The sequence below is a fragment of the Anaerotalea alkaliphila genome, assembly GCF_010179735.1.
Classification (GTDB): Bacteria; Bacillota; Clostridia; order Lachnospirales; family Vallitaleaceae; genus Anaerotalea; species Anaerotalea alkaliphila.
This window is the reverse complement of sequence record NZ_JAAEEH010000006.1, coordinates 82054-98235: the sequence shown is the minus strand read 5'-3', so window position 1 is coordinate 98235 and position 16182 is coordinate 82054. Positions and strand designations below refer to the sequence as shown.

General features: G+C 53.0%; 17 protein-coding genes. 2 read left to right on the top strand and 15 right to left on the bottom strand.

Annotated elements, in window-relative coordinates; genetic code table 11:
• Positions 1 to 122 precede the first annotated feature (122 nt).
• The gene (locus GXN74_RS03775; protein WP_162369589.1) at positions 123 to 290 is read right to left on the bottom strand and encodes a hypothetical protein; all 168 of its coding nucleotides are present in this window, start codon (positions 288 to 290) and stop codon (positions 123 to 125) included.
• A gap of 280 nt (positions 291 to 570) precedes the next feature.
• Between GXN74_RS03775 and GXN74_RS03770 the strand changes: the two genes are divergently transcribed.
• Positions 571 to 1761: a helix-turn-helix domain-containing protein gene (locus GXN74_RS03770; protein ID WP_162369588.1), complete on the top strand. Its 1191-nt coding sequence runs from the start codon at positions 571 to 573 to the stop codon at positions 1759 to 1761.
• A gap of 90 nt (positions 1762 to 1851) precedes the next feature.
• Here the strand turns inward: GXN74_RS03770 and GXN74_RS03765 are convergent, their stop codons facing one another.
• The 14 genes from GXN74_RS03765 to GXN74_RS03700 form a co-directional block, all read right to left on the bottom strand.
• On the bottom strand, positions 1852 to 2511 hold the full coding sequence (locus GXN74_RS03765) for an HAD family hydrolase (protein ID WP_162369587.1): 660 nt from the start codon (positions 2509 to 2511) through the stop codon (positions 1852 to 1854).
• An 89-nt stretch (positions 2512 to 2600) separates the two neighbouring features.
• Positions 2601 to 3542 carry a transketolase C-terminal domain-containing protein gene (locus GXN74_RS03760; RefSeq protein WP_162369586.1) on the bottom strand — a complete coding sequence of 314 codons (942 nt, stop codon included), beginning with the start codon at positions 3540 to 3542 and terminating at the stop codon, positions 2601 to 2603.
• Positions 3539 to 4450, bottom strand: a complete 912-nt coding sequence (locus GXN74_RS03755; protein ID WP_484476977.1) for a transketolase — start codon at positions 4448 to 4450, stop codon at positions 3539 to 3541. Before GXN74_RS03755 ends, GXN74_RS03760 begins: the two co-directional genes overlap by 4 nt.
• A gap of 63 nt (positions 4451 to 4513) precedes the next feature.
• The gene (locus tag GXN74_RS03750) at positions 4514 to 5272 is read right to left on the bottom strand and encodes an SDR family NAD(P)-dependent oxidoreductase (RefSeq protein WP_162369584.1); all 759 of its coding nucleotides are present in this window, start codon (positions 5270 to 5272) and stop codon (positions 4514 to 4516) included.
• Positions 5273 to 5603: 331 nt separating this feature from the next.
• Complete coding sequence (locus GXN74_RS03745) at positions 5604 to 6881, bottom strand: TRAP transporter large permease (protein ID WP_162369583.1); 1278 nt, start codon at positions 6879 to 6881, stop codon at positions 5604 to 5606.
• Position 6882: 1 nt separating this feature from the next.
• Positions 6883 to 7350, bottom strand: a complete 468-nt coding sequence (locus GXN74_RS03740; RefSeq protein ID WP_162369582.1) for a TRAP transporter small permease — start codon at positions 7348 to 7350, stop codon at positions 6883 to 6885.
• Between the two features lie 19 nt (positions 7351 to 7369).
• Complete coding sequence (locus tag GXN74_RS03735; RefSeq protein ID WP_162369581.1) at positions 7370 to 8398, bottom strand: DctP family TRAP transporter solute-binding subunit; 1029 nt, start codon at positions 8396 to 8398, stop codon at positions 7370 to 7372.
• Between the two features lie 477 nt (positions 8399 to 8875).
• Positions 8876 to 9730: a MurR/RpiR family transcriptional regulator gene (locus GXN74_RS03730; protein WP_162369580.1), complete on the bottom strand. Its 855-nt coding sequence runs from the start codon at positions 9728 to 9730 to the stop codon at positions 8876 to 8878.
• Positions 9731 to 10096: 366 nt separating this feature from the next.
• Positions 10097 to 10525, bottom strand: a complete 429-nt coding sequence (locus tag GXN74_RS03725) for a universal stress protein (protein WP_162369579.1) — start codon at positions 10523 to 10525, stop codon at positions 10097 to 10099.
• 122 nt (positions 10526 to 10647) lie between these two features.
• Positions 10648 to 11076 carry a universal stress protein gene (locus GXN74_RS03720; protein WP_162369578.1) on the bottom strand — a complete coding sequence of 143 codons (429 nt, stop codon included), beginning with the start codon at positions 11074 to 11076 and terminating at the stop codon, positions 10648 to 10650.
• Positions 11077 to 11233: 157 nt separating this feature from the next.
• Positions 11234 to 12520 (bottom strand): TRAP transporter large permease, encoded by a 1287-nt coding sequence (locus GXN74_RS03715; RefSeq protein ID WP_162369577.1) that lies wholly within the window; start codon positions 12518 to 12520, stop codon positions 11234 to 11236.
• Positions 12517 to 13020: a TRAP transporter small permease gene (locus GXN74_RS03710; protein WP_162369576.1), complete on the bottom strand. Its 504-nt coding sequence runs from the start codon at positions 13018 to 13020 to the stop codon at positions 12517 to 12519. The genes GXN74_RS03715 and GXN74_RS03710 overlap by 4 nt, the downstream gene beginning before the upstream one ends.
• Positions 13021 to 13053: 33 nt before the next feature.
• Complete coding sequence (locus tag GXN74_RS03705; protein WP_162369575.1) at positions 13054 to 14109, bottom strand: C4-dicarboxylate TRAP transporter substrate-binding protein; 1056 nt, start codon at positions 14107 to 14109, stop codon at positions 13054 to 13056.
• Between the two features lie 65 nt (positions 14110 to 14174).
• The gene (locus tag GXN74_RS03700; protein ID WP_162369574.1) at positions 14175 to 15191 is read right to left on the bottom strand and encodes a zinc-binding alcohol dehydrogenase family protein; all 1017 of its coding nucleotides are present in this window, start codon (positions 15189 to 15191) and stop codon (positions 14175 to 14177) included.
• 283 nt (positions 15192 to 15474) lie between these two features.
• Here GXN74_RS03700 and GXN74_RS03695 point away from each other — a divergent pair, with 283 nt between their 5' ends.
• Complete coding sequence (locus GXN74_RS03695; protein ID WP_162369573.1) at positions 15475 to 16140, top strand: GntR family transcriptional regulator; 666 nt, start codon at positions 15475 to 15477, stop codon at positions 16138 to 16140.
• Positions 16141 to 16182: the final 42 nt, after the last annotated feature.

Below are 16182 nucleotides of genomic sequence, written 5' to 3'. Positions count from 1 at the left end.
TCTACCTTTCTGATAGCGGCCACCTCGATGTATTGTATTTTGTCGCATGAGGTTCATTGTACACCATGACCGGAAGTGGGACATAATCATTTGCGTTACAATAGGACATTATCATATGTGAATCAGAGGATCCCCTCTTTTATTTTCCCGTTTGCAAACTCTCCGGAAAAATAGGCCAGGTCTTCCCACAGGTATTTGACCATGGCATTGGCCGTGGCGAGGTCCGGATTGATGATCCGGTCGATTCCCAACTCTTTCTCCACGAAATCCAGCAGCTCCATATGCATCATCGCTTTTCAGCATCTTCTTTACCGTTATCTACCATAGCATATGAATGCATTTCATATATAGCTATTTTATATTGGAATATTGTTTCATTATTATTTAAAACATTATTGTCTATTCCCTGTTTTTATGGTATTATTCTACTATAAAACAAACAAACACCTTCAGAATTTATTACATGATTGTGAAACGCATTTCTCACAGCACCCAAACACCAAAGGCGCCTTTGATCCCCCTGTTTCCAGCATAACCATTCCACCATTACGCATATGGAGGCGAACGAACATGCACCCCATCACGCACGCAGACCACAAGCAAAACACACCCACAAGGCTGACCCACCCGGAAGAAATCTACCGGGCCCTCCTCGCGGAGGGGGATGCCGCCGACCGTTTTCACGGATTCGCCCCCCTCGCCTCCAACTACCACGGATACTGCTGCGTCCTAAGCAAAGGCATTGCGGACCCCCGGCTCCTACAGAAGTACCTGGAAAAACACTTCAACGGCATCGCCATACCCGTCTGTCTCCCCATCGCGGCGGACACCTGCGCAATCGCTTTGAACCTGACGGGCCCAAAACATTTGCGCAACTTCATGGACATCAACTCCGTCCTGACAACAATCGCCGAGCACTTCCAAAAGGAGAACCTGGGAACATTGCACTTCTTCACAGGGAACACCACCAGCGACATCCGGAATTTGAACCAATCCTATCGCCAGGCACTGGAAGCTTGCCGGTATCGCTTCACGGAAGAGGCGCCTGCAGTCTGCAACTACGAGGAGGCCCACGCCGTCGCCAGCCAGGCTTGCGCATATCCCCCCTCCAAGTTGTGGAAGCAAATGGTCCTGTCCGTCCAAGTAGGCAACATCGCCGCTTTCAAGATGCTGTCCGCGGAACTCTTTTCCTTTTTCCGCGACAAGCACAAAGACAACGCCTATTTCGTGCGCAAAGCCATCCTCTTTACCTGTCAGGCAATCACAAGCGACCAGGACGCCTTCGCCGGGCAGATTTCCTACCAGGAACTGTACGCCCTGGAACAGTCCCTGGAATCCACCAGCTGTCTCGACGCCATGGAAAACCATTTCATGGAGTTCGCCCGTCTGCTTTTGGAGCGTTCGAGAGAGGCTTCCGCCCCCCACCCCACAATTTCCACAAAGGTGTGCGCGGTCATCAGCCAGAACATTTCCAACCCGGAATTCACCCTGGACGATGTGGCAAGCCAGCTGTTCATCAGCCCGAACTATCTCCGCAAACTCTTCAAGAAGGAAACCGGAACGACATTCATCGACCACCTCACAAAGGCCCGCCTGGAACACGCGCGAATCCTGCTCGGAAAGCAGGACATCAAGGTGAACGATGTGGCCAGGCTGGTCGGTTACAAGGATCCCAGGTATTTCGCAGTATGCTTCAAGAAGATTTTCAAAACCTCTCCTTACGAATATGCAAAGTCTCTGCATCCGACGGAATGCCATTGAGGGCTTCCCACCATTTGGAACAACCGCAAACAAAAGGGCTGTCGCGCCAATCAACCAGTGCGACAGCCCTTTCGTTTGTGCTTCCAGCGGTCACAGGACAATTCCCCGCAACTCCAGAAAGCTCCTGATCACATGGCGTTTACCTTCCCACAGGCCGCAGTCGACGCCACCGCTGTCCACCACCACCACGGCGCCGGCCCCCGCCGCCTCCGCAGCCTGGATCCCCGCCATGGAATCCTCGAATACGACCACATTCTTGCGCGCTCGCACCCCCAAACGCTCCATCCCCCGCAGGAAGAGGTCGGGATGGGGCTTCCCTCTCAGCGTCCCGTCGTTGTAGACGATCCTCTCCGGCGCGAACCACCGGTGCAAACCGTACCGCTCGATATAGAACGACACATTCTCCCAGCCCGATGCGGTGGCTATGGCAAACGGAATCCCCTCCGCCTTCAGCCGGTCGAAAAGCTCCACCACCCCCTCCGCAAGCTGCAGGTCCGCCTTCCCAAGGAGTTCCCGATACACCGCCTCCTTCTCCTGAGCCCGCTGCAGGAGCTGCCCTTCGTCACATTTTCCTTTAAAAATATCACTCATGATTTCCCTGTTGGTCTTCCCATAGATACGGCGGCATTTCGCCTTATCCGACATCCAGATGCCATGCCCGGCAAGGAACACATCCCACGCCTTGTTCTGGACTTCCGTATCCCACAATAGCGTTCCATTGAAATCAAAAATGACCGCTGATTCCGACATGTTTTACTCCTTTCCATCGGTACATAAGAAAAAGGGGAGTAGGGCACCAATCTACGCAGCGCCCAACACTCCCTTTTCCGTCTATTTCCTTATCTTCCAAGCATCTCTTTCGCTGTCGCCACAATGTTCTCCACTGTGATTCCATTCATGGCCAGCAGCCTTTCGTAGGGAGCGGACATTCCGAACTGGTCCTGCACTCCAATCCGCTTCACCTTCGCGTTGGCTTCCTCGGAAACGACCTCGCACACTGCGCTTCCCAGACCGTTGATGATGTTGTGGTCTTCCACCGTGATGATCCTTCCGGTTTTCGCCGCCGCTTCCAACACCGCATCCACATCCAGAGGCTTGATTGTATGCATGTCCAGAAGCGTAACGCCGACCCCTTCCGCCTCCAGCAGGTTTTTGGCTTCAAGTCCAAGCCGGACCGTGTCCCCGTTGGCTATGATGGCGATGTCCTTACCTTCGGAAATCTTGACCGCCTTGCCGATTTCGAACTCCTGGTCCTCGTCATAGATCACAGGAACCGCATCCCTGGTGAAACGCAGGAACATGGGGCCGTAGGTTTCAGCCGCCGCCTTCACCAGCTTCTTTGTGGCGACATAGTCCGCAGGCATGATCACCGTCATGTTGGGGATCGTGCGCAGCACGCCCATGTCCTCGATGGCCTGGTGGCTCGCACCGTCGTTGGCCGGAGTCAGACCGCCGTGGGAGCAGGCGATCTTCACGTTCAGGTTCGGGTAGCAGATTTCTTGCCTGATCTGCTCCACCATCCGCAGGGATCCGAACACCGCATAGGTCACAACAAAGGGGATTTTTCCCGTAGTCGCCAAGCCCGCCGCCACGCCGGCGCCGTTTTGCTCCGCAATCCCTACGTTGATGTACTGCTCCGGAAGCTCACATCTGAATTTCACAGTCTTGCAGGACTTTCCGATATCGATGTCCACCACATAGACGTCCTTGTTCTGTTTGCCCATGGTTACGATCTCTTCGCCGAAACCTTCTCTTGTCGCAATCAGTTTGCCCGCCATCATTTCGCGCCTCCTTCCAATTCCTTCATTCCCTCCAGGTACTCTTCCACCGTCGTGGGATCCTCTTCTTCATTTTCTTCACTGCACCACGCTTCACGAAGCTCTTTCATCCCCTGCTCGTACTGCTCCTGATTGGGGGCGATGCCGTGCCATGCCAACTCGTCTTCCATGAAGGACACCCCTTTGCCCTTGATGGTGTGGGCGTTGATGCACTTCGGCCTTCCGTTTTTGGAGGCCTTGCACTTCGCCAGGGTCGCCAGAATCTCTTCCATGTCATGTCCGTCGATGTCGAAAGTCTCGAACCCAAAGGCTTCCAGCTTCCGGGTCAGGTCGATGTTGGGCATGATCTCGTCACAGGTTCCATCTATCTGGAGACGGTTGTTGTCGATGACCAGGACCAGGTTGTCCAGCTTGTAGGTGTAGGCGCTCATGATCGCTTCCCAGATTTGGCCCTCGTTGCACTCCCCGTCGCCCACTACCGCAAAGACACGGTAATCCTTCTTGTCCCGCTTGCCCGCAATGGCCATACCCACCGCACAGGAAAGGCCTTGACCCAGGGAACCTGTGGAGATGTCGATGCCGGGGCACTTCTTCATGCAGGGATGCCCCTGGAGGATGGCCCCCTCCTGCCGCAATGTGTGCAGATGCTCTTGCCCAAAATATCCCTTATGCCCCAGAGCCGCATATACGATGGGACACACATGCCCTTTGGAGAGCACAAAACGGTCACGGTCCGCCCACTGGGGATCTTCGGGCCGGATGTTCATTTCGTCAAAATACAATGCCGCAACAATATCCGCTATGGAAAAGGCCCCTCCCGGATGTCCGGATTGTGCCTCGTAGATCATTGTCAACGCCGACTTCCTGAGTTCTTTTGCGCGTTCCCGCAAATAAGCCACTCTTTTTTCCATGCTTTTCATTTCCATCCTCCTTGTATGCTCAAACCAAACGATTTCGTCACCGGCAAGACCTTGTCAGTCCATGTGGGAGCCGCCGTTGATGTCGATTTCCTCCCCCGTTATATAGGAAGCTTCCTTCGAAGCCAGGAACACGATGGCGCTTGCCACTTCGTCCGTCTCGCCGGGGCGTCCCATGGGGATTCCATCGATGACCTTGTCGGCCAACTCTTTGGGAAGGGATTTCCATATTTCCGTGTTGATCAGACCAGGGCAGACACAGTTGGTTGTGATTCCGAATTCAGAAACTTCCCTGGCAAGATTCTTGGAGAATCCGAGGACCGCAGCTTTCGAAGCGGAATAATGGGCTCCCCCGAACACACCGCCTCCGCGCTTGCCGGACACGGAGGAAAGGGATACGATCCTACCGTACCCAGCCTTCTTCATGGGCCGCAGCACTGCTTGTGTGCAAAGGATCAATCCAAACACGTTCACATTGAAAATCCGGTACATGTCATCATAAGTCATGTCCTCGACGGTGACCTTCTGGGAAATCCCCGCATTGTTGACCAGCACGTCGATTCTTCCGAACTTGTCCATGACCGTTTCCACCATCTTGTCGACGGATTCCTTGTCGGTGACATTCAAGTTCACACCGAACGCTTTGCCGCCCTCGGATTCGATGGATTGCACCGCATCCTTGATTCCCTCTTCGTTCATGTCCGCAATGATTACCGTCGCCCCTTGCCTGGCAAATTTGGCTGCAATCGTTTTTCCAATTCCTTTGGGCGAACCCGAACCCGTTACGATAACCACTTGATCTTTAAAATCCAACATTTTCATACTCCTCCTTGTTTTAGGCACTGCCGCATCGTTTGCCATTTCATGTTTTCATGATAAACCCGACGAAGTGCCTTGTCAACTTTATTTTTCATTTTTTAATAAAATGCATTTCATTTAATTTTAGCATGCCAATCTTGCAATCAGGGATTACTTCCTTTTTATTAGGGGTTATTTGCTATTATTATGGCATGCTATCGATTTTTATTCTTTTTATTTTGATTGTATTTTTCTTTTTTATTTTATATTTATGAAACGCTTGCTGTGCAGAAAAAGCCTCCAAGATTCGATTCCGTATCAATCTCCAGAGGCTTTTTCTCCTTTTCATCTAGCCCATGAACCCGGTCAGGAACATGGAAACTCCCGGAACATAGGTGACAAGCAGCAGGACAAGCAGGGCCGTAACGACCAAAGGAACGACCGCCACCGAAATCTTATGCAAGTTGATATCCCCAATGCCGCAGGCCACATAGAGGTTGACCCCTACAGGAGGCGTAATCAAGCCAATCGCCAAGTTCACGATCATGACCACACCCAGGTGGACAAGGTTGACTCCCAGAGCGATGGCCACCGGCAGGAACAAGGGAGTGAAGATGAAAAGGGCCGATGTCGAATCCAGGAACGCACCCGCAATGAGCAGGATGATATTCACGATGATGAAGAATATGATCACATTCCCGCCGGTGACATTGATGAACATGGAGCTGATGGCTTCCCCGATGCCGGATACGGTAATGACCCAGGCAAAGAGGCTGGCCGTTGCCGTAATCAGCATGACGACCGAGGTTTGGGCGGTGGAGTCCACCAGCAGCTTGTACAGGTCCTTCAGGTTGATGCTTTTATAGATGAACAGACCCACAAAAAGACCGTAGACCGCCGACACCGCCGCAGCTTCCGTCGGAGTGAAGATCCCTCCATAGATTCCTCCCAAGATGATCACAGGCATCATCAGTCCCCAGATCGCATCTTTGAAAGCCACCATCCTTTCCTTCCAGCTGGACTTGGGCATGGTGACGATGTCCAGCTTCCTGCCCGCAAGGAGGGCAACCGTCACGAGTCCAAGGGCCATCAGGATGCCCGGGATAATCCCTCCAATGAAAAGGGTCCCGATGGAAACACCCGCTATGGAACCATAGACCACGAATGTGATGGAGGGAGGTATGATGACCCCTATGGCTCCCGAGGACGCCATCAGCGCCGACGAGAAATCCTTCGAATAACCCGTTTTTACCATGGCAGGAATGATGATCATGCCCAATGCGGCCACCGTCGCCGGCCCCGAGCCGGAAATCGCCGCAAAGAAAGTCGCGACCAACACGCACACAATGGCCATGCCACCCTTCATATGTCCGACAAACTTCTCCGCCAGCACGATGAGCTTTCCCGAAATCCCAACCTTTTCCATGACATTTCCGCCCAGGATGAAGAAGGGGATCGCCAGCAGCACGAACTTGCTCGTGGCCGCGTATACATTCATGGGAACAATGATGGGGTCGATGTTCTCCGCCAGAAGGGCCGCAAGGGACGCAAGCCCCAGCGTTATGGCAATAGGGACATTCATGAGCAGGAGCACAAGGAAGGTCAGAAACAATACCGCTGTCGTCATACTAGTTCACCTCTTCTTTCAATGCGTTTTTTGTCTGCTGGATGAAACGCACCAACAGGAGGGCAGCGCCCAGAGGGACGAAGGATCCGAAAATCCATTCCGGCAGCTGCATCCCCGCCGTCAGCTGCTCCAGCTTGAATTCATTGTAGGCCATGACAACCCCATAATAGAAGAGCACAACAGTGAACAGGATGCCAAGAAGATTAGCCGTCACCTTCAATTTCTTTTGTGCCGATACGCCCATTCTCTCCACAAAGATGCTCAATCCCAGGTGCGCGCCACGCTTTGCGGCAATGGACGCCCCCACCAGCGTCAGCAGGACGAACAGGCTCGTCGTCATCTCATCCGTAAAGGAGAGCGATGCGCTGAATATGTATCTGGCGACCACATTGATGAACGCCAGGAAGGTCATGATGCTCAAAGCGAGGACCGCAATGACCTCTTCAATCATGTCGAATTTGCTTTTCATTTTTTACCCCCTTTTCTTCCTATTGCAATCCGAAGGCTTCTGCCGCTTCCGTTCCATATGTTTCAATGAAACGCACCTGCAGGTCCTTGATCAGCTCCTTGAAAGGAACAAGTTCCTCCGACGCAAGTTCCGTAACTTCCATGCCGGCTTCCCTGAATTTTTCCATCAACACCTTCTCTTCGTCCTCAACCAGGTCCCTCCCCCATTCGGAGGCCTCCAGCGCCTTCTCACGGAGCAAAGACTGCGTTTCAGGGGTCATGCTGTCGAACCTGTCAGAATTCATGATGAAAAGGTAGTTTTCATACGTATAGTTCCACACGGTCATGTAGTCCTGTATCTCGTACATGTTCGCGGAATTGGTGACACTGAATCCGTTTTCCTGCCCGTCGATGGTCCCCTGTTGGATGGCCGTGAACACCTCACTCCAACTCATGGCCACCGGATCCGCTCCAAGCGCCTTCCAGAAACTGATGTAGACATCCCCGCCAGGAACCCGGATCTTCAGGCCCTTCACATCTTCCGGGGTCCTGACCGGCCTCTTGCTGTTCGTAATCTGCCGGAACCCGTTGTGGAACGACCCCATGTAGGTCAGCCCCTTCTCCGCCAGAAGCTTGGAATAGTACGCCCCGCCGGTTGAATCGATGGTTGCCCTGGCCTCCTGGTAGTTGTCGAAAATCCAGGGGATGGTCCCGACCCGAAGCCTCTGGTCCAGCACCCCCATGACACTGCTCGCATAGGCGGAGATTTCCGTAGCCCCTTGGGCGACCATTTCCACCGCTTTTGTAGCGTTGCCTCCGGACAGCTGGTCATTGGAGAACACCTTGATTTCAATATTCCCACCAGAAGCCTCGCCGACCAATTCCGAAAACCGGTGCGCCACCTTTGTGTCCGTAGCGATATCCGTTCCATTGACCGTCATCCTAAGCTTCATTTTGGGATAGATCGATTCATCTCCCGTCCCTGCGCCTCCACCCGTACCGCCGCATCCTGTCAATGCAGACATCAGGATCAGCGCACTTGCCGCAATGGCCACCAGTTTCCTCTTCATACGTCGTTCCTCCTAATACTTGATTTGCGCAAGACAACCTCTTGTTTCCGCTTGTTCATTGCATCCTCCTTTTTAGACACTTCTCACAACCAAGGTGGTTCTTTCATGCATCCCGTTGTCGCATCTGCCACTCTTTGCGCTTATTATAGACCCGCCAAGCAGCAATTGTCAATACCAATATTTCACTTTTTAGTGTTATCTGTTTCATATTTTAAGAAACGTTGAATTTTTTTCAGATGCGGGTTTTCTCCGTTTTCTTTGCAAAAGCAGTATTTAAAGGGTTTTAGTTCGTTATATTTTAGACACACTCTGTTCATTCTTTCATTTTTTAGGGATATGCAGATTTTAGTTTCTAATTCTCATGAAACATTTCTCGGCTCCGCCGCGTTTGCGCAGCAATTTCCTGTAATACAAAAAACAGGGGGCGTCCAACAATGGCATTGGACGCCCCCGCTCTGCATTTCCGATGCAAACGGTTCATTTTTTCACCCTTTTGATGTTCAAAAGCCTGCTGATTTCCTGCCTGTAATCCCCAAGGATCTCCTTCCGCTGCAGGGAAAGGGCGGCATGGAGCGTCGAAAAAACATTCAACTCACAGATCCTTGCCGCTATCGTATCGCTGAAATACAGGTGTTCCGTTACCCCGTTGAAGAGGGGGATATCCGTATACTTCATCACGGGGGACCCCACAATCCCGACCAGACCGATTGTCGTCAACCCCTTTTCCTTTGCGACTTTCATGGAATCGATGACATTCCTCGCCCTGCCGCTATGGGTGATTCCTATGACCACCCCATCCTCAGGCATTCTGGATATTGCCATCACCTGAAAAAAAGGATCCTCCAGGTACATGCTGTGTATCCCTATCTGGAGAAACGCCTCGAATCCGATCCGGGCCGAACTGGCAGACCCCCCTTCCCCCACAATCAGCACCTGGGAACTCTCCCCGATGGCCTTGACCGCCCGTTCCAGACTCTCGTTGCTCAAGAGGGACATGGTGTCTTCAACGCTGTTCTGGTTGAAACGGAATGTCTTCTGTTTGATTTCGGCCATGTTTTCATCCTGTTCGACGCGGATGGATTTGCCCGAGGAAGAGAAGTAGTCCTGACTCAGGTAAAGCTTGAAGTCCGAAAACCCTTTGAAACCCAGCGACCTGCAGAACCTCACGATGGTGGCCGGACTGGTGCCCGTCCTTTCCGCCAGGTCCGCGGTGGTGCTCTCCGTCAGCTTCTCATGGTTCTCCAGGATGTAGGAGGCTATCCTTTTTTCCGACTGGCTCAGCACACTGTAGTGCTGCCTAATCCTTGCCAACGCAATCACGTTCTCATTCATACAAATTCCCCTCGCTCTCTCCCATATATGTTAAATTACCAACAAACTCATTTCGCCACCCCGGTCCGTCCGTTCCAAAAAGCGGCGGATATTTCACAACTATTTCATTTTTTCGGCATTTTGCCCAATAACCTCAAAACCCATTTCAGTTTCACTGTCTACATATGAGGTACCTTAAACCCACACTACCAGACAAAAGCCTAATCCTCTCACAATTTATGATAGTATACCGACATGTATTTGTCAAACAATTTCAAACCCATGCTGCTCATTCATGAAACTTATTTCATACAAAAAGTGGAAGCATAGGAATTGTTCCTTTCCCGTGCTTCCACTAGACGACTGCGGATTTTTCCGATAGCCCTTTCACCTTACAATCAGTATGGGCTTTTCAATGTGATGGAGGACCTTGTTCGTAACACTGCCGATGAGGAACCGTTGCACACCCTTCAGGCCATGGGATCCCATGATCACCATGTCCGCATCACTGCCCTCGACATATTTGATGATCTCATTGGCCGGGTCCCCTTCCACGGAAACCATCTCCACCCGCTCCCCGAAGTCCTTCAGGGATTGCTTGGCCGTCTCCAGCAGGGCTTTCGAATCCTCTTGGGGCTTGTCCAAGTCGATGGATTTGATCCTGTTGGCGACCTGCAGGTCCATGTACAGATTATGCACATCATAGGAGTTCAGCAACACGATTTTGCAGTCGAAACTCTGGGCGAATTCCTTGGCCTTCTCGATGGCAAGGTTCGCATGTTTGGACCCGTCGATAGGTACAATGATTTTTTTCATACGGCTATCACCGTCCTTCCCGGTACAACTAAGCATAGATGGCAGTTATTAATGCAACCGTTTGATACGCCTACTTTAATTTTACTCCTTCCACAGCAAAAGTCAAGGGCAGGAGGGCCACCTCACCGGACAATCAACACCGGCTTGTCGGTGTGGTGGATCACCTTGTTCGTCACACTTCCGATGAGGACCCGCTTCATCCCCTTCACCCCATGGGACCCCATGATCACCATGTCCATTTCCCTATGTTCGATATACTCGAGTATCGTGTCGGCCGGGTCCCCCTCCAGGGATACCGTCTCCACCCGGTCCCCCAACTCTTCCAGGGATTGGCGGGCGGCCTCCAACAGGGCACGGGAGTCCTTTTGGGGCTTGTCCAGATCGGCCGGGCGGCTTCTGGGCGTGAGTTGGAACTTCATGTACAAGCCTTGCAGGTCATAGACATGGAGCAGGACGACCTTGCAGTCGAATGTCTCGGCGAACTCCCTGGCCTTCCCGACGGCAAGGTCCGCATACTTGGAGCCGTCGATGGGTACGATGATCTTTTTCATAGAAATCTACCTCCATCCTCCTGTGGCCATGTTGCGTTGATGCCGGTGTCCATCGTTGGAACACTGCGATGTGATAACTTAATTCTACTCCTTCCACCGGAAAAGTCAATAAAAAGGCCCCCTTCTCCAATATTTCCGGAGAAGGGGGTCTTTCCTTCTAGTAGAGCAGGTCCACCAGCACCGTGGAAAAGAACGGCACGTAGGTGATCAGCAGCATCACGATCAGCAGAAGCAGGTAGAAGGGAACCGCTTCCCTGATGAAGTCCTTGGTCTTGCATTTGGTGATGCCGCAGGTGACGAACATCAGCGTCCCCATGGGGGGCGAAATCGCACCGATGGCGTTGTTGAAGATGTAGGTCATGGCGAAGTGGATTTCGTTGATGCCGAATTCCCGGGCGATGGGCGCCAATAGGGGAACCAGGATGATCATGGACGCATTCCCTTCGATGAACATGCCCACTACCAGCAGGAAGACGTTCACGATTAGAAGGAACACATACTTGTTGCTGACCGTTCCCACAATCCACTCCGTCAGCTGCTGGGGAATCCTTTCCTTCGTCAGGATCCAGGAGAACACCGTCGCGGCCGCCACTATCAGCATGATGGAGGAGGTCGTTGTCAGCGTTTCCTTGATCGACTGGATGAAATCCTTCATCCGCAGCTCCTTGTACATGATCCCCAGGAACAGGGCGTACAGGATTGCCACCGAGCCCGCTTCCGTTGCGGTGAAGACCCCCAGACGGATTCCCCCGATGATGATGACGGGCAGCAGCATCGGGAGCAACGCAGGCCGGGTGGCCTTGATCACCTGGTGCCGGTCCAGCTTCCCGGTCCGGATGGGCAGATAGCCGCGCTTCTTGGAAATTACCCACACCAGGACCATCAGGGACACCGTCAGCAGTGTGCCGATCCCCACCCCGGAGATGAAAAGCTTTCCGATGGAGACGTTGGCGATGCTCCCATAGATGATCATGGCTATTCCCGGAGGGATCAGGGGGGTGATCATGGAGGAAGTGGCCGTAACCACCGATGCGAAGGATTTCGAGAATCCCTTCTGCTCCATGGCCGGCACGATCATCTTGGACTGCATGGCCGCATCGGCGATGTTGGAACCGGAGAGACCGCCCATCAGGGCGGAGAGCAGCACATTGACCTGGGCCAGTCCGCCGCTCATCCTTCCCGTGAGCACTTCCGTGAAGTCCATGATCCTTTTCGTCACGCCCGTGTAGTTCATCAGGACGCCCGCCCCAACGAAGAAGGGGATGGCCAGCAGGGAAATCTTCTCGCTGCCCCCCACCGCCTGCTGCGCGAACACGATCGGATTGGTTCCCGGCGTCAACACGAAGTAGAGGATGGATCCTCCCAGGATGGATATGAACACCGGCACTTTCAGGAAGAGCAGGACAAGCAGCACGACTGCCGACAGCAATACCACTTCATTCATTCTCCCACCTCCCTTTTCGTTCCGAGCCTCTTGTATTCATGCCAGGCCGCATAGAAAAAATTGAACAGCATGGAAATCGCTGAAATCGGCACGATTCCGTAAATCAGGGCGAAGGGGACGCTCAACATGTTCGTTGTCCTTCCATTCATAAGGAAGAGGTTTACGAACCCTACGCTTTGCACAAACAGATAGGCGATGACCACGACCACCACAATGGAAATCAGGACCTCCATCACCTTCTGCAGCTTGACAGGAAACATGTCCACAACCATTTCGATGGCCACGTGGCTGCCGGTCCTGAATGCGGCGCCGGCGGTTATGTAGACGATCCACACCATGCACCACAGCTGGACCTCCTCCAGCCATGTGAACGGCTGGGAGAACGCGTAGCGCATGATCACTCCGGAGAATGTCAGGACCACCAGTGCCGCCAGGGCAATGCCTCCGACAACAAGGTCCAGATTCCTCAAGACAACAAGTACCCTATTCTTACTTTCCAACAGTCTTCACCATATCTTTCACAGAGGCTGGGATTATTTGGAACCCATGGCCGCTTTCACCGTCTCGTACAGGTTCTCGGACCAACCGAAGCTGCTTCCCTTCTCATAGAAGGATGCGGATGCGGCCTTGAATTTCTCCAGGTTCTCCGGGCTCACTTCGGTTACGGTTACGCCCTCGTCGATCATCATCTGCAGGTATTCTTCCGTGGACGCGTCCACCAGGTCGTTGTTGTGGAATCCGGCCTCTTCTCCGGTGGAAACCAGCAGTTCCTGCTGTTCCGGCGTCAGGCTGTCGAAGAACATGGTGCCCGTAACCCAGGTGGTGAAGTTCTTGACATGACCGTCCAGCAGGAGGTAGGTGGCCACTTCGTGGTGCTTGCGGCCGTAGAGTGTCGCCAGCGGGTTTTCCGCGCCGTCGATGGTTCCCGTCTGGAGGGCCTGGTAGACGTCGTTCAACGCCATTCCGGTCGCTGTGGCTCCCAGGGCGTTGAAGCCTTCCGTCTGGATCTGGTTGCTGGGCACACGGATTTTAAGCCCCTTCAGGTCCTCAGGGGATTCCACAAGGGTCTTGGTGATGGTGTGACGCTCGCCGTACTTCCAGTTGGAAGCCAACAGTTTCAGCCCCTTTTCTTCCAGAAGACCGCTCTGCTCCGCATACCATTCGCTTTCGACCAGTTCCCAGCACTCATCCCAGCTGTCGAACAGGAAGGGGCCGAACAGTATTCCCATATCCGGCACACCGTAGTCGGCATAGAAGGCTCCATCCGCCAGAGTGACGATCGGCTCACCCAGCAGCATGGAATCGATCAGTTCGCTCTTGCTTCCCAGCTGGCTGTCGGGAAAGAGCTCGATGACCATGGATCCGTCCCCTTTTTCCGCAACAAGTTCCTGCCATTTGACCAGCGCCTGACCTACGGGTTCGGAGATGGAATTCTCGAATCCAATCTGCACCTTGACCTGCGCCGCAGGCGCCTCTGCTCCATTCGTTCCTGCCGCTCCATTTGCGCCTGTTTCCGGAGCCTTTTGTCCACATGCTGTCAATCCGACCACCAGCGCCAGGGTTGCAGCCAATGCAATCAATCTCTTCATTTCTAAATCCTCCTCTTTTTTTGTTTTGACTCTATACTAAAATGGATGCTTCCATTTCGTATCCTTTAGAATTCCAGCATGACCTTCAGCATGGAAGCGGCGTTCTTGTCGAAATCCTCAAAGGCCTTTGGAGCATCCTGCATCTTGTAGGTGTTGGTTACGACCTGCTCGATGTTTATTTTTCCCGAGCGCACAATTTCGATCAGCTCCTCGAAGTCCTTCTTCAGCGCGTTCCTGGATCCGAACACGTTCAATTCCTTCTTTTGGATCATCGTGAAATTGAAGTCCAGGTTGGATTTGCCCACACCGATCAGGACGACCCGCCCTCCGAAAGCTGCGGCGTCGATGCTGTTCTGGAAGGTCCCCGGCAATCCCACCGCCTCGATGACCACGTCGAATCCGCCGCCGTCGGTGATCTGCTGCACCTGCTCCTCGAAGTGGGCGGGACTGTCGTTCAGCAAAACCCCGTCGATGCCGAAGCGCTTCGCATACTCCAGCTTCTCCCGGGCGATGTCGCTCATGTAGACCTTCGCACCCGTTTGCTTGGCCGCAATGGCGGCGAATGCGCCGATGGTACCGGCACCGATCACCAGAACCCGGTCCCCTTTTTCCACATTCGCCCTGGAGACTCCATGATAACTGATGCAGAAGGGTTCAATCAAGGCCAATGTTACTGCCGGAAGCCCTTTCCCGTCGTAAATCCTCTCGATGGGCATGGTGATGTATTCGGAGAAGGCCCCTTCCCTCTGCACGCCCATGGTCTGGTTGGTCGTACAGCAGTTCACATGCCCCTTCCGGCAAGGATAGCAGGTTCCGCAGTTGAAATAGGGATTGCAGGTCACCACCATGCCCTTTTCCAGGTTGCGGTCGTTCGGTTCTATTTCCACAATCTCTGCGGAGAATTCGTGCCCGGGCACCCTTGGATAGGAAACATAGGCGAAGGTTCCCCGGTAGGTCCCCAAATCGCTTCCGCAGATTCCCCCGTAGAGGATGCGCAGCAGGGCTTCCCCTTTTCCGGGTTTGGGCATCTCCACTTCCTGGATCCGGACCGAACCCGGCTGGTCGATTACGATTGATTTCATTTCTTCATACCTCCAAACAGCATCGCTGGCTGACCAGCATCCTTATCTTGTGTCCTGTGTTGTATACATCACTGCTACCATATTAATTCCACTCGCCTCCATTGTCAATAGGGTTTTGACATTTTTTACATCATTTCCTTTTTTTCATCGGACATATTGTCGTTTTTTATGGTTGCTTCCCCAACAAACAAGTTGATTCCACCACTTTCCAAATGTATACATTTGTGCTATCATTGTTTTCAACAATCGACCCTCTATCCTAAACAAGAAAGAAGTGTGGACCATGGCCCCAAGTCTGAAACAGCAAGCATACACCCTGATCAAGTCCAAAATCCTCAGCTGCGAGTATGCCCCGAACATGTTCATCAACGAGGAGTTCCTCTGCAAGGAAATCAACGCCAGCCGAACGCCGGTCCGGGATGCCTTGAGCCGGCTGGAGCAGGAGAACCTGTTGACCATCATTCCGAAGAAAGGGGTCATGGTGGCCCCTGTGACCATCAACGAAATCAACACCATCTATGAAACCCGCATCCTCCTGGAACCCTACATCCTGGCCAATTACGGGACACGCATCACCCCGGAGCTGCTGGACCGGATGCAGAAGCTCATCGACGGATTGCACGTGGACAAGGAGTCCTGCGCTCCCGAAGACGTCAGCCGCTTCTACGGGCTGGACGACGAGTACCACCGGATCCTGGTCAACCTTTGCGAGAACAAGTACCTGATCCAATGCTACCAGAACATCTACGACCACAACCTGCGCCTGCGGATCCTCAGCGGCAACCAGCTGCCCGAGCGGCTGATGGAAACCCAGAAGGAACACATCCGTCTCCACAACGAAATCCTCAAACGGAATTACACCCAGGCGGCGGAAGTCCTACGGCAGCATCTGGTCGCCGCAAAGGACGCCGCCTTCCAGGTGCTGATGAAAAGCAATTATTCCATTTAGCGGGAATTTGCTTTTTTCAATTTTGTTGTATACAACAATGTA